Source organism: Ktedonobacter sp. SOSP1-52, assembly GCF_016587395.1.
In genome coordinates this window covers 418,358-433,436 of record NZ_BNJH01000005.1, presented here as the reverse complement: position 1 = coordinate 433,436, position 15,079 = coordinate 418,358, and the positions used below count along the sequence as shown (strand labels likewise).

Genomic DNA, 15,079 nt, shown 5'->3' with positions numbered 1-15,079 from the left:
CGCAAGTGACGTTGGGGTTCGGAATAAGATCTTTGAACTAATTCTCTCCCAATCTCTCTTTTGCACGTACCGGGTGCCTTTGCCAGGTCTACAACTAGTTGGTGTCAAAGTGAAGGAGAATGATGATGGCACAAACGCAAAGCAAACAGGGAGTAGCCATACCCTTGGCTTCTGCGACCAATACTCGCCCTAAAATTACGAGTAAAACAACGCATCATACCAGGGGCAACTGGCTATATATCATTGCCATACCAGTCCTGCTGATTATGATTCTGCCCTATGTGTATCTGCTTTTACAGTCTTTTGCGCCCTGGGACCAGGTCAATAAGACCTTTATTCCCAGCGCTCTTACCCTCCGCTCCTATGAATGGATATTCAACGGGGGAGGCTATGCCTCGCTTCCTCTCGTCAATGCCCTATTGAATAGTTTCATGGTCACCATTGTCGATAGCGTCAGTGTCGTGCTGGTGGGAGCCATCGTTGGGTACGCGCTCTCTATCCTCGACTTTCGCGGGAAGCGCTTCATCAACAACTTTATCCTCTTTCAAATGTTTTACCCGGCTATCATTCTCCTCGTGCCGACGTTTCTCATTATTCGCTTCGTTGGCCTGTATAATACGTACTGGGCGATGATTATTCCTAAGCTGGTCAGCCTCTGGGCCATCTTCATGTATACCAGTTTCTTCCGCTCTACTCCTCTCGAAATGATCGAAGCGGCACGCCTGGATGGCGCCAATAATCTCTCGATCATTTTCCGTATCATGATCCCTATGGCCCGCTCTATCAGTACGATCATCTTCCTGTTTGTCTTCATGGAACGCTGGACCGAACTCATGTGGGACCTCATCGTGGTCAAAGAGCCAACCAGACAAACGCTAAATGTGCTCCTGAGCTCCATGTTTGGCCCCTATGGTGCCTACCCGGGTCCGCTCTATGCCGCCGCCGCTCTCTTGACCTTCCCGATCCTTTTCTTGTTTAGCCTCTTTAGTCGCAACTTCGTCAAGGGCGTCCAACTGGTCCTGCGCTAAGCACTGCATCATAGAAATAACGGAGCGATTCTCATGAGTAGCATACCAGCTATCAACAAAAAACAAGCCATAAAGAGAGAGCTTCAAGGCTGGCTTCTGACCAGTCCTTATCTCATCTTTACGCTGATCTTTTTCTTTATTCCCTTGCTCTGGAGCCTCTTCCTGGTCTTCCAGAACTGGAACCTGATCTCGCCTACCCCCATTTTTATTGGCCTGGGCAATTTTCAGGAAGCGCTCGCCAGCCCTCGGGTCTGGCAGGCCTTTCTGGTTTCATACAAATTTCTGGTACTCTTTATCCCCCTTGTACTGGCGGGAGCTATTGGACTGGCGCTGATTATTCACCGGATTCCACGCTTCAAGCCTCTCTTTGCGGTTGGTTTTTTCCTCCCCTACCTGGCTTCAGGCGTGGTCACCTCTCTCGTCGTGCGCGGCTTTCTCTCCTATGATAGCCCGCTGAATACGTTTCTCCGCTCCCTCTTTGGCTCCTCACCCGACTGGCTGGGGGATGGCACACTGGCGACCCTGGTCATCGTCTTTATGATGGTATGGAAGTTTGCCGGGTACTATTCGCTGATCTTTTTGTCCGGCCTTCAGGGCATTCCCACCGAGGTCTATGAGGCAGCCGCTATTGATGGCGCTAACGCCTGGACACGCTTCTGGCGTATGACGATACCTATGCTCTATCCCGCGTTCTACACAGTCATTATCCTGGCCGTTGGCTTGATGTTCTCCATCTTTACGGAGCCTTTCACCTTAACCAATGGTGGGCCGCAAATGGCGACGCAGACCTGGCAGCTAGAAATCTACTATCAAGCCTTCAACCAATTCCGTTCGGGATATGGAGCAACGATTGCCCTGCTTAACGCAATCGCAACCTTCATCTCAATCATTATCATTCGCCGTATTGTTGAGTCGTGGGGCCACCGCTATGGCTGGGATTAATCCCGGCCCTCTGGCCCTCACCGAAACCTGGTGTATATACCAGCAATCCACATTGCTATACTAAGGAGCACAATATAATGACAGACAACGCCAAGCGTTCTACTTATAATCCCCTCTTACATCCAGCTAATGTTGCCCCCAGCCTCGATGGGCTGGTAGTCGAATGCCTGCTCAATCCAGGGGCCTTCACCTTCCAGGGCAAGACCTGGCTCCTGCTCCGCGTGGCCGAGCGTCCAGAACAAGCTAAGGACACAGTTGGAGCACTCGTGATCGATCCCTCCGCGCACAATGGCCTGCGCATCCTCTCCTGCAAGAAGGATGATCCAGGCTTAGAGTACGGAACCGATCCACGCAGTTTTGTCTATCAGGGAAATACCTACCTGACGACCCTCTCCCACCTGCGCCTCGCCTCCAGCGAGGATGGCGTCCACTTCCAGGTCATGCCAACGCCTACACTCATCGGTGAAGGCGAGCTGGAGGCCTTTGGCATTGAGGATTGCCGCGTGACCCAGATCGGGAATTGCTACTACCTGACGTATACAGCGGTCTCCAGATTGGGATATGGAGTGGGCATGATTAGTACAGAGGATTGGCAGCACTTTAACCGTCACGGCATGATCCTGCCCCCCAATAATAAAGATTGTACCTTCTTCTCTGAGAAAATCGGTGAGCACTATTTCGCCCTACACCGCCCCACGCTCGGCGAAACTGGCCTTGGTGGGAATAACATCTGGATCAGCAAATCTCCTGACCTGCTGCATTGGGGAGAGCATACCTGCCTGCTGACAACGCGTCCTGGAATGTGGGACTCCGTGCGGATCGGCGCCGGGGCCGCACCTACACGCACGGAAGCTGGCTGGCTGGAGATCTATCATGGAGCCAATGAGCAGAACCGCTACTGCCTGGGTGCAGTGCTGCTCGATCTCAATGATCCCACAAAGGTCATCGCACGCTCAGAACAGCCTATTATGGAGCCCCTGGCTGAATATGAGGTCAACGGCTTCTTCGGGAATGTGGTCTTTACCAATGGCGTCGTTGAAAACGGGGATACGCTAACCGTGTACTATGGCGCTTCTGACCTGGTCGTCTGTAGCGCAACCTTCTCGATTAAAGACATTCTTGCGACGCTTCTCTAAGAAATGGAGCTCTTTGACATGAAACCTCTTGGTCTTGGTATTATTGGTTATGGCGGCTTCGGCGAATTTACAGCCCAGGCGTATGCGACAATGCCTCAGGTGCGGATCGCGGCTATTACAGATGTGGCCGCCGCACGCAGAGAAGAGGCCGCCGCACGCTTCGACGCCACGTCATATGCCGATATTGATCAGCTACTCGCGGATCTCGAGGTAGATCTCGTGACGATTGCCACTCCCCCCTGGCTCCATGTTCCCCAGGCGCTCAAGGCCATTCAGGCGGGCAAACATGTCTTCCTGGAGAAGCCCCTTGCCACGACCCTTACGGATGCCGATACCCTTGTTGCAGCAGCCAGAGAACACGGTGTACAGATACAGGTCGATTATGTCCTGCGCTATGTTCCCCTCTACGTCACACTGCAGAAGCTGGTACACAGCAAGCTGCTAGGCGAAGTAACCTATATCCGCCTGGAAAATACAGCCTCCAACGAGGCGCTTCACCCACAGCACTGGTTCTGGGACCGCTCCCGTAGCGGTGGCATCTTTATTGAACATGGGGTACACTTCTTTGATCTGTGCAACCAGTTGGTTGCCAGCAAGCCTGTCCTGGTATCGGGCAATGCCCACACAGGCTCCGATGGCAGACAGGATCGCGTCATGTCATCGGTCTCTTACAGCAGCGGCGCCCTCGCCCATTTTTATCATGCTTTTGACCGCCTGGCAATTCTGGAGAAAACGGTGCTGCGTGTGGTCATGGAGCGAGGTACGGCCACGGCCTATGGCTGGATTCCAGATCGGATGGAGATAGAGGGCACGCTCGCCTCCTCGGACTATCCCGCCCTCGAAAAGCTCCTGCAAACCAAGCTTACCATCCAGACAATACCCGCCCCCGAGGGCATTACAGGCGCGACAGCGGGCCAGCTTGTACAGGCAACGCTGACACGTCCCGATCGCACGGGAGACTACGCCAACGCCATTCGTGCAGGTATGTCCGACCTGGTACACTCCATCCAGGAGCCCGACTACACACCAGGGGTAACGCTACAGGATGCCTACGAAAGCTTCCGCCTGGCGTTCCTCTCCCAGCAATCCATCGAGCAGGGTCGCAGCCAGTCCTACGAGCAACCATAAGCCTGGCTCCCTGTCTGGTAACCATCTTGAAAAAAGAAGAGCCGGACCGTTGCAAATGCAACGGTCCGGCTCTTTGCGTCTTTGTTTAGTAATATTATTTTACACACGCTGGACGGCAATGACGACGTTGCCGCCTTCGAGTTCGGCGGTAGTGGTGTGATAGCCACCGTTGCTCGCGCCAAGCTCCAGCGAGTTGGCCAGCGTCTCACTGCTGATGACGCTGCTGTGAGAGTTCAGGACGGCTTGTAGGTCTAGTTTGCCCTCCGGTTGCAGGCGCACCTGGATGCGATCCGTGATGCTAAAGCCAGCCGACTTACGCGCGTCCTGGATCAGGCGCACCAGGTCACGGGCAATGCCCTCCTGTGCCAGTTCAGGCGAGACCGTTGTGTTGAGGGCGACGACGAGACCGTCACTCTCCGCTACGGCATACCCCTCGGGTGAGGTGGCGAAGACCAGGACATCCTCGGAGACCAGTTGCAGTTCCTGTCCATTAACCTCTATGGCGACGCTCTCGCCCTTCTCCAGCTTGTGCGCGGCCTGCGTAGCGACCTCGCCCGTCAGAGCGCTCAGGGCGCTACGGACCTGCGGGATCAGGCGGCCATGCTTCTTACCGAGCACCGGCAGGTTTGGCTTGAAGTAGTACTCTACCAGGCCGTCCTCGACGCCCAGGAAGCGCACGCTCTTGATGTTCAGTTCATCGCGCAGCTCGCTCTCGAAGCGGCGCAGCCCTTCCACCGTGGCGTTGCTACGCGTCAGGCGAATGAGCAGCTCGCTCAAGGGCTGGCGGATACGCAGCGAGGCATTCTGGCGCGCCGAACGCCCCAGGTTGACCGTCTCCAGCAACAGGCCCATATCGGTGACGAGCTGACTATCCAGGCGCGCGGGATCGGCCACCGGCCACTCGGCCATGTGCACACTCTGCGGCGCGCTGGCATTCTGGCTGGCAACCAGGTTCTGGTAGAGCGACTCGCTGACATAGGGCGTAAAGGGCGCCAGGAGCTTCGCCAGCGTCGTTAGACAGGTGTAGAGCGTGAGGTAAGCGGCGTGCTTATCCTGGTCGCTCTCGGCCTTCCAGAAGCGGCGGCGGTTGCGCCTGACATACCAGTTAGAGAGATCCTCGATAAAGCTGACCATCTGGCGCGTGGGACCATGGATATCATAGTTGTCGAGCATCCCGGTGACATCGCCGATCAAGGCGTTCAAACGCGCCAGGATCCAGCGGTCGATCAACTGGAGCTCGACGCCCGCGAAGGGATCGCCCTCTGTTGGCGCCTGCCAGCCATCGATATTGGCGTAGGTCACGAAGAAGGCATAGGTGTTCCAGAGTGTCAGCAGGAACTGGCGCTGCATCTCGTTCACCAGCTCGAACGAGAAGTTGCGCGAGTTGTAGGGAGGCGCGGAGGCACACATAAACCAGCGCGTCGAGTCGGCGCCATAAGATTCCAGCAGCTCCCAGGGATTGACGACGTTGCCACGCGACTTCGACATCTTCTCGCCCCTGGCATCCAGGATATGGCCCAGGCAGATGACGTTCTTATACGCCGGGCGATCAAAGAGCAGGGTCGAGATGGCGTGCAGGGTATAGAACCAGCCACGCGTCTGGTCGATAGCCTCTGAGATGTAGTCGGCCTGGCCCGCCTGCGCGAAGATCTCCTCGTTCTCGAAGGGATAGTGCCACTGCGCGACCGGCATCGAACCCGAGTCAAACCAACAGTCAGCGACATCAGGAACGCGATGATAGTTACCGCCGCACTCACAGCCCCAGGTGATCTCGTCCACATATGGGCGGTGCAGATCCAGCTCCTTCAGGTCGCGCCCAGCCTTCTGCGAAAGCTCGGCCACCGAACCAACCACGTCGGTCTTCTCGCACTTATCACAGATCCAGATCGGCAGGGGCGTGCCCCAGTAGCGTTCACGGCTCAAAGCCCAGTCAACGTTGTTCTCCAGCCAGTTACCAAAGCGCCCCGTCTTAATGTGCTCGGGAACCCAGTTGATCTGCTCATTGTTGCTCAGCATCTCATCGCGGAACTTGGTTGTACGCACATACCAGGAGGGCTTGGCATAGTAGAGTAAGGGTGTATGACAACGCCAGCAGAAGGGATAGCTGTGGCGCACACGCTCGCCCTTGAAGAGCAGGCCGCGCTCCTTCAGGTTGCGTGTGATAACGGGATCAGCCTTCTTAAAGAAGAGGCCACCGAAGCCCAGTTCATCATAAGCCGAGAGCGTATTACCTGCCAGGTCAACCGAGAAGAGCGTTGGCAGGCCATGGGTGCGCCCGATCTCCAGGTCACCATAGGCGGGCGCGATATGCACCAGGCCCGAACCATCCTCCAGCGAGACATAGTCGTCGGCGATGACGCGGTAGGTGTGGGTCCAATCCACCTGCTCGCCCACGCCGGGAACGCCCTTGAAGAGATTCTCATAGCGCAAGTCGCGCAACTGATTGCCCTTGAAAGTCGCCAGGACGGTGTATGCGCCCTCACCCAGAACCTTGTCGGCCAGGGCCTGCACCAGCAGCAAGCGCTCATCCTTATACTCAACCAGCACGTAGTCGGCATCGGGCTTGACCGCGACCGCCACGTTGGCAGGCAGGGTCCAGGGCGTGGTCGTCCAGACCAGCAGGGAGGCACCCGCTAGCTGCGAAGCCAGTTCATGCCCGGTCTGGCGCACACGGAAGCGCACCCAGACCGAAGGGTCATCCACGTTGTCCTCAAAGCCCTGTGAGACCTCGTGGTCTGAGAGCGAGGTGCCACAGCGTGGGCAGTGCATCGTGACTTTATAGTCACGGAAGAGCAGGCCCCGATCCCAGAAGGTTCTGAGGATCCACCACAGGGACTCGATATATTCATTGGTATAGGTGATATAGGGATCTTTGAGGTCGATCCAGTAGGCGATACGGTTCGTCAGCCGCTCCCACTCCTGGACATAGTTCCAGACGCTCTCTTTACAGGCCTTGTTAAACTCGGCGATGCCATACTTCTCGATATCGGGCTTGCCCGAGAAGCCAAGCTGCTTCTCCACCTCAAGCTCAACCGGAAGACCATGCGTATCCCAACCACCGCGCGCACCCAGGATATACTGGCCCTGCATTCGCCGATAACGGATCACGACATCCTTGCTTGTGCGCGACTCAATATGGTGCACGCCCGGGCGGCCATTGGCGGTCGGCGGCCCCTCAAAGAAGACAAACGGCTGCTTCCGGTCTCCATGGGCGAGCACCTTCTCGACCACGCCATACTCCTGCCACCACTGCTCCACCTGTTGTTCGAGGGCAGGAAATGATTGCCTCGTCTCAATCTCTTTAAACATGCTCTTCAACGCTCCAGATACTGTCTACAACCAACCATGCGCTATTCGGATATTCGGGTAGCTTTCTAATGAAACAATCGGAAAAAAGTGCATAAAAAAAAGCCCGCCCCAACTGGGGACGAAGCTTGAAAGGTTCGCGGTACCACCCCTATTGACGTCCCTTCACAGCCCTATGAGGGCAAGGCACGTCCACTCGATGAGATGCCAACACATCTCTGCCCCGCTAACGGGAGGCAAGGCCGGTCCGCTTACTTGTCAGGTGACGTTCGGCGTTCAGCTCAGGAGTGATATTCGGCGCGTCTCCAGTAGCACTCTCATCAGCCGTGCTCTTTCTGTACCGGGCAACCTGCGCGTACTCGTCTCCCTCAACACTTTTCAGTGAGTTCGGTCATCTGCATTATAGCACACTCGTCCACCCTGTAAAAGGGTGGGCCCGCTACTTGCATACGCCAGTAGCGGGCCCGCGCCAAAAACTCATGCCCCAAAAATTATATCTCGTACGTTTTATATGTAGAGATACCTGCCCTACTACTATGTATGTGTGGATAGCTGTGTGGAAAAGAAAGTAGGCGCGATGACCACTCTTCCCTTAACTGAATTTCCCCCTGAACAGAATATACAACAGCCCACTTCCCAGGCGAATTGCAATCAGGCTATGCGAAGAGCTCACCCCTTCCTGGTACAACTACTCGACCTCCTCTTGCCCGCCAATGGCGGCCTGAGCTTCCTGGAGGCCTTTCTGTCCCAGGCTACCGTAGAGTCCGCTGGCGAAGCGGCGGTGGTGCGGGCACGCAACCAGCGCGAGCTGGCACGGCTACTGGGCCTGGATTATGACCGGACCAATAAGTATGTGCTAGTGCTGCAACAGATGCGTGTGCTCCAGAGATGTGAAGAGAGGCCCGGTATCGCACTCTACCTGCCTCTGGGCGAGCCACGCCTGGCCCATCCCGACACGCTAGACGCCCTGACCTCTTACCGGCCCAAGGTGGCCTCCTTCGCCTGCCAGGTCAAACAGCGCTGGCTGGCCCTGCTAGCCACCAAAGACGCCTGTATCCTATCCTGCACGCCGCAGTTTGCGCAAACTACACAAGCCGACAAAGCACCCTCCACATCACACAAAGGGATGGTCAACCTGGAGGATGTACGCCAGGCAATCTTCGACCTTTTCGATCCAGTAGCCGCGCACCGCCTGTTCCACGAGATCGAGAGTCTGGCGAGCCAGCGTAGCACTCCTGCCACCAAGGGAGTCGCCACACCAAAAGGCGACTCGCCTTCTGAGATGGCAACTACAATTGGCGAGTTGGCGACTCACATTGGCGACCAGGCTACCACAATTGGCGACTCTCCTTCTCCAAGGGAAAAGGCAAAAGGCGACTCCCCTGCACAAAATGGCGACTCGCCTTTTGGGAGGGCGACTACAATTGGCGACCAGTCTACTACAATTGGCGACTCGGTGAACAAAAATGGCGACTCCCCTTCTGGAAAGGCGACTACAATTGGCGACTCGGTGAACAAAAATGGCGACTCTCTTGCTACCGAGTCGCCAGAAAAAAGGCGACTCGTCTCCCCAAAAATGGGCGACTTCAAGGCGACTTCAGCTCATACTATGGGCGACTCGTCTCCCTCAGAGGTGGCGACTAATCTCTCTAACGTTAACGTTACGTTATTAAATTTAATTAAAAACGTTAACGTTAACGTTAGGGAGGTAGCAAGCTACCTGTGCCAGGTCTTTGGGGAGACCTCTCAGAAACAGGGCTATTACATCCAGCTTGCTCGCCAGCATAGCAATCCTCAAGCCTGGCTGGGAGCACTGTTAGAGACGCTCATTGCCTATCATCTTGGCTCTGTGCAGAAACCAGGGCACTACTTCTACGCTCGCTGTATAGCCCTGCACCAGGGGCTACCCACCGAGACCATTCAGCTTGTGGAGCGCTTTGGCACCTACACCTATGCCAAACAAAACGCCTGAAAGACATCTTCGCCATGCCCCAGGCTATGTAGGGGGAGAGCCTGAGGCATGGTGATTGTTGTGTTGAGTGCTCAAACAGAGAGCCGCCCTCATTGACGCACGCTTCTTGGCGTTACTATTATGAAGCATACAATAATTTGAATGGAAGCACGGAAGGAGGACCCTATTGAAATCGCTCAACGTTATTTTTACGGGCAAGAACCAGGTCGAGGTACGTGAAGAGGCTGTACGCGAGCTGGGACCCGATGATTTTCTGCTCCAGGCCACGCAGTCCCTCATCAGTACAGGGACCGAGGGCATCTGTTTGAGCAGCAACTTTGAGCCTGGCTCGCACTGGGATAACTGGGTCAAATATCCCTTTCATCCTGGCTATAGCATGGTTGGGCGCGTCATCGCCGTTGGCAAGAATGTTCAGCATGTACGCGAAGGGGAGCGCGTGGCCCTGCGCCACAACCACAAGCAGTATTCGGTCGTTCGCGCCGACGAGGATATCTATCGTATCCCCGAGGGCGTGAGCGACGAGGACGCGACCTGGTTCCACCTGGCAACCATCGTGCAGGTCGGAATCAGGCGTGCCGAGCACCGCCTGGGCGATGATGTGGCGGTAGTGGGCCTGGGCCTGCTGGGTCAGCTCGTCACGCAATATATGCGCCTGCTTGGTGCGCGCCAGATTATCGCCATCGACGTGGCGGAGCAACGCCTGGTCATAGCCCAGGCCCACGGCGCGACCACAGTACTCCAGATGGGGGTGGAACAGGCCCGTGAGGAGGTCTTGCGCCTGACCGAGAACCAGGGCGTCAATGTGGCATATGACGTAACGGGTGCCGCGCCAGTCTTCGCGCAGGCTCTGCCCCTGCTGCGCTCCTTTGGCCGCCTGGTGCTGCTCGGTGATACTGGCACTCCCACGGCACAGCATCTGACCAAAGATGTCATCACAAAGGGGCTGACCATTGTGGGCGCGCACGACATGCACGCCGAGTTCCCATCTAGTGACTCCGCCCACTGGAACAACCTGCGCCAGGCCGAACTCTTCTTCCGCTATTTACAGCGTGGCGATATGCACGTCAATAACCTCATCACACACCGCTACTCGCCCCACGAGGCACCCGAGGCATACGCCATGCTCCAGGAGCGCCGCGCCAGCGCCATGGGCGTCATCTTCGACTGGACCCGTTTGTAGTAGTTTTTTTCTGCTGATTATATTGGGATTCCCCAACGTAATCAGCAGAAAAACCCTTGACTTTTAACCTACTCATCAGTATACTTCTTTGTAAGCGTTACCGTAACCGATTACGGAACGATATTTATTTCGTGACAGCCTTGTTTCTCTTTCCTTTACACACGCAGACTTCTCTATGTAAGAGGCGATGCGTGCGCGACCCTGGTGTAAGCGATGTAGCTAACCGATAAGGATAAGATATTTATGGCGAGGAAGCGTACCATTGGCGATATTGCTCTCCTGGCAGGTGTCTCAAAAGCAACTGTTTCGCGTGTTCTCAACCAGAAGCCTGATGTTGATCCAACCACGCGTGAGCGTATCCTTCGTATTGTCGAAGAAGAAGGCTTTGTCCCAAGCCTGACTGCCGCGGGCCTCGCGCGCAGGCATAGTCACCTGATTGGCGTTCTGGTTCCCTCTTTCACCTGGCCTATGGTCCCCGATATCGTTTGTGGCGTCGCTGAAGCTATCGGCCTTACCCCCTATGAACTCGTGCTCTATAGCATCAATGACAAGACTCGCGCTGATGACAAGGGCGATGTCATCGATCACATCCTGGCCTCCGACCTCGTCGCGGGCCTGCTCTCGATTCTGCCGGGACTCCCCGCTAAACATGTCATACGCCTGCACCAGCATGGCTTCCCTGTGGTTATGATTGATGATCGGGAGCTTCCTTCGGAAGTTCCCTGGATCAGTGCAGATAACCAGCAAGGCGCCTATGAGGCGGTATGCCACCTGTTGAAGCTCGGCCACCGCCGGATCGCTCACATCCAGGGTCCCGTAGATCTTTACTGTTCCCGCCAGCGCTACCAGGGCTACTGCCGGGCGCTTGAGGATTATGGTATACCCGTCGATCCCACACTCGTTGTCGAGGGCCTGTTTAGGCGTAAATCGGGAATGGAGGCCATGCAGAAGCTACTCTCGCTTCCACAGGAGCAACGCCCAACGGCTATTTTTGCAGCCAGCGACGATATGGCTTATGGCGTTATAGCATACGCCGAGGAGCATGGTATACGCATTCCTGACGATCTGGCCCTGGTCGGCTTTGATGGCATCTCCTCTTCCGCGCATGTACGACCACCCTTGACGACCGTTAAGCAGCCCTTTCAAGAGATGGGGCGACAGGGCGCAAAGCTGCTGATCTCCATGATTGAACAGGCTCATCGGCAACGTGCATACATCCCACCGGGAGCCGGTAAACACGCCACACCACTCCAGCCAGAGGACGAGCAGGTTCAGCAAATCCAACTGGCAACCAGTCTCCTGGTACGCGCCTCCTGCGGCGCGAGGCAGAACCAGGCAGTTTCATCCATAGAACAGGTAACATAAAGCGCTTCCCAAGAAGAGCATTGTTCACGAACTCATCTTATGAGATTAGTGTGTCGCCGAGGCTAGGCATGCGACCTATCACTCATTGTATGCCTGACCCGGGCGAGTCACCTATAGCGCCCACAGCGCAAATTTATGACTATAGAAAGGAGCTTATATCGAACTCTATCAGTTTAGCAGCTTTTCAATGACGAATGGACTAAACTTGTTTCTCTGTTTTTTTAAGGAGGTTTCAATGACACTGCGATCTCTGACAAGGTTCTTCAAAGCGAAGAAGAACACTGGAGCATTGCTCACTACGCTCCTACTTGTCCTGGGCATGGTCCTGGCCGCCTGCGGTGGTGGCACCGGCAACGGCAGCGGGCAGAATGCGCACAATAATTATCTGACGATCTCAACTGGACCAACCGGCGACTTCACCAAAAACTTTGGGCCTTATACTCCTAACGCCAATCCAGGCACAGTAGGTATGGTCTATGAGACCCTTCTCTACGTCAACGGCTTTAGCGGTAAGGTCACACCCTGGCTGGCGACCGACTATAAGTTCTCCAGCGATAACAAGACGCTGACCTTCACCACGCGCCAGAATGTCAAGTGGTCCGATGGACAGCCCTTCTCGGCCGACGATGTTGCTTTTACCCTCAACCTGTTTAAGCAGTATCCCGCGACGGACACCAACGGCCTCTGGAACTATTTTGACAGCGTGACCGCGACCGATGACCACACCGTCGTTATCGCCATGAAGAAGGTGTACACACCTATTCTCTATAGCGTCGGTGGCACAACCTGGATCGTTCCCAAGCACCTCTGGGCGAGCGTGGGCGATCCATCGAAGTACACCAATCCCACTCCTGTGGGTACCGGCCCCTTCGTGCTGAAGTCCTTCAGCCCTCAGTTGCTGGACTACACCAAGAACACCAGCTACTGGCAGGCGGACCAACTGAAGGTCAATGAACTGCGTTACCCGTCGTACAACTCCAACCAGTCCCTGGAACTGGATATGGACAAAGGTAACCTCGACTGGGTCAGCCTGTTCACACCGAACCTGCAAAAGGGCTATATTGACCGCGATCCCCAGCACAACAAATACTGGTTCCCCTCGGGCAACAACGTCTCGCTCTACATGAACCTGACGAAAGCCCCCTTCAACAACGTCAATGTCCGTAAGGCCATCAGTATGGCGCTGGATCGCGACAAGATGTTCCATGTTGCGGAGAGCAACTTCGAGCCTGTCGCCAACCCGACCGGCCTGATCCTCCCCGCGCAGAAGGATTACCTCTCGCCCGAGTATCAGAACCTGACCTACCAGGCCCCCAACGTCTCTCAGGCGACACAACTGCTGGAGAGCGCGGGCTTGAAGAAGGGTTCCGATGGCATCTATGTCGATCAAAACGGCAAGAAGCTCTCCTTCAACCTGAACGTGGTCACTGGCTGGAGCGACTGGGTCACCATGTGCCAGATGGTCAACAGCGACCTGAAGGCTATCGGTATCCAGACCAACGTAAACGCCATTGCGTACAACTCCTATGTGAATGCCCTCAATACTGGCAGCTTTGATATGAGCATTGGTAGCGTCGGCAGTGGTCCCTCGCCGTTCTATACCTATAACAACGTGCTCAGCAAGGCCAAGTCCGCTCCTATTGGGGGGACAGCGGTCTCCAACTACGAGCGCTGGGAGGATCCGACGACCGATAGTCTGTTAACTCAGTATTCGACGACGACCGATCCCAACGTGCAGAAACAGGCTATTCAGGGTCTGGAGAAGATCATGGTCGAGCAAGTTCCGGTCATCACACTGGTCTACGGTGCAGACTGGAACGAGTACAGCACCAAGAACTTCACAGGCTGGCCCACCGCTGACAATCCGTACGCGGTTCCGCCACCCTGGCAGTACCCCGATGCGGCTATTGTCATACTCCACCTGTCACCTGCACAATAGTCTCTCGTAACGCTTGTTCTGGAGAGTTTCTGGGCCTCATTAGCCTAGAAACTCTTCCATGCTTCAGAGGCTTTGCCCTATTCACAAAGGAGTTCCTGTATGCGTCACCTGTTACGCCGCCTGGGCTTTTATCTCATTGCCTTGTGGGCGTCGCTCACCCTCAATTTCCTGATCCCGCGCCTGGCGCCTGGCAACCCGGCATTGATCTTTGTGGCTCGCTTCCAGGGTCGCATCAGGCCCGAGGCCATTCACGCGATTGAACTACAATTTGGCATCACCAACGATCCGCTCTGGGTGCAGTATTTCCAGTACCTCAATAATCTGCTCCACGGCAATCTCGGCCTCTCCATCACCTACTTCCCAACGCCAGTGGCGGAAGCCATCGGGCAGGAACTCCCCTGGACACTGGTCCTGGTGCTGGTCTCGCTGGTCCTTAGCTTTGCCCTGGGGACGCTCCTGGGCGTTATCATCGCCTGGCGCCGCAACTCCTTCCTGGATAGCCTGCTGCCACCCCTCATGACCTTTATCTCGGCCATCCCTTACTTCTGCCTGGCCCTGATCCTGCTCTACATCTTTGGTTTCACCCTCAACTGGTTCCCCGTCAGCGGCGGCTATGATCGCTTCATTTCGCCCGACTGGTCGCCTGATTTTATCTCCAGCGCTATCCAGCATGCCATCCTACCCGCCATCACCTTTGTTGTGGCCAGTATCTCTGGCTGGATGCTTGGTATGCGTAATGCTATGATTATGACGCTCTCTGAAGATTATGTGCTTATGGCCCAGGCCAAGGGGCTTGCCACGCGCCGCGTCATGATCAACTATGCCGCGCGCAACGCCATTCTGCCCAATATCACCGGCTTCGCTATCGCGCTTGGTCAGGTGGTCGCGGGCCAGCTCTTCCTCGAAATCGTCTTCTCTTATCCAGGCATTGGCTACTCGCTCTTCCAGGCAGTGCAGAACTCGGATTATGCCTTGATGCAGGGCATCTTCCTCATTATTACGGTCGCCGTTATGAGCGCCAACTTCCTGGTTGACATGGTCTACACCGTGCTTGATCCGCGTGTTCGCCAAGAAAGGGGTTAA

General features: G+C 55.7%; 10 protein-coding genes and 1 other annotated feature. Of the genes, 9 read left to right on the top strand and 1 reads right to left on the bottom strand.

The genetic code is table 11. The annotated features are described in order from the left end of the window. Positions 1–266 precede the first annotated feature (266 nt). From JMJ16_RS42565 to JMJ16_RS42550, 4 genes are all read left to right on the top strand, one after another. Entirely contained in the window at positions 267–1,028 is a 762-nt protein-coding gene (locus tag JMJ16_RS42565; protein ID WP_374229170.1) for a carbohydrate ABC transporter permease, read from the top strand. Between the two features lie 33 nt (positions 1,029–1,061). Beyond that, positions 1,062–1,970 carry a carbohydrate ABC transporter permease gene (locus tag JMJ16_RS42560; RefSeq protein WP_201391470.1) on the top strand — a complete coding sequence of 303 codons (909 nt, stop codon included), beginning with the start codon at positions 1,062–1,064 and terminating at the stop codon, positions 1,968–1,970. Between the two features lie 77 nt (positions 1,971–2,047). Then, positions 2,048–3,106, top strand: coding sequence for a glycoside hydrolase family 130 protein (locus tag JMJ16_RS42555; protein ID WP_201391468.1), 1,059 nt, complete (start codon positions 2,048–2,050; stop codon positions 3,104–3,106). 18 nt (positions 3,107–3,124) lie between these two features. Next, positions 3,125–4,234 carry a Gfo/Idh/MocA family protein gene (locus tag JMJ16_RS42550; protein ID WP_201391466.1) on the top strand — a complete coding sequence of 370 codons (1,110 nt, stop codon included), beginning with the start codon at positions 3,125–3,127 and terminating at the stop codon, positions 4,232–4,234. Positions 4,235–4,333: 99 nt separating this feature from the next. Here JMJ16_RS42550 and ileS read toward each other — a convergent pair whose 3' ends face one another. Next, positions 4,334–7,543 (bottom strand): isoleucine--tRNA ligase, encoded by a 3,210-nt coding sequence (gene ileS / locus JMJ16_RS42545; protein WP_201391464.1) that lies wholly within the window; start codon positions 7,541–7,543, stop codon positions 4,334–4,336. A gap of 111 nt (positions 7,544–7,654) precedes the next feature. After that, positions 7,655–7,921 (bottom strand) — a binding site (T-box leader). A 175-nt stretch (positions 7,922–8,096) separates the two neighbouring features. Between ileS and JMJ16_RS42540 the strand changes: the two genes are divergently transcribed. The 5 genes from JMJ16_RS42540 (at position 8,097) to JMJ16_RS42520 (ending at position 15,079) form a co-directional block, all read left to right on the top strand. Next, a complete protein-coding gene (locus JMJ16_RS42540) occupies positions 8,097–9,512 on the top strand; it encodes a hypothetical protein (protein ID WP_201391462.1) in 1,416 nt (471 codons plus the stop codon). Between the two features lie 166 nt (positions 9,513–9,678). Then, positions 9,679–10,692, top strand: a complete 1,014-nt coding sequence (locus JMJ16_RS42535) for a zinc-binding dehydrogenase (protein ID WP_201391460.1) — start codon at positions 9,679–9,681, stop codon at positions 10,690–10,692. A gap of 243 nt (positions 10,693–10,935) precedes the next feature. Further along, positions 10,936–12,057 carry a LacI family DNA-binding transcriptional regulator gene (locus JMJ16_RS42530; RefSeq protein WP_201391458.1) on the top strand — a complete coding sequence of 374 codons (1,122 nt, stop codon included), beginning with the start codon at positions 10,936–10,938 and terminating at the stop codon, positions 12,055–12,057. 235 nt (positions 12,058–12,292) lie between these two features. Further along, complete coding sequence (locus tag JMJ16_RS42525) at positions 12,293–13,996, top strand: ABC transporter substrate-binding protein (RefSeq protein ID WP_201391456.1); 1,704 nt, start codon at positions 12,293–12,295, stop codon at positions 13,994–13,996. Between the two features lie 99 nt (positions 13,997–14,095). After that, positions 14,096–15,079 (top strand): ABC transporter permease, encoded by a 984-nt coding sequence (locus tag JMJ16_RS42520; RefSeq protein WP_201391454.1) that lies wholly within the window; start codon positions 14,096–14,098, stop codon positions 15,077–15,079.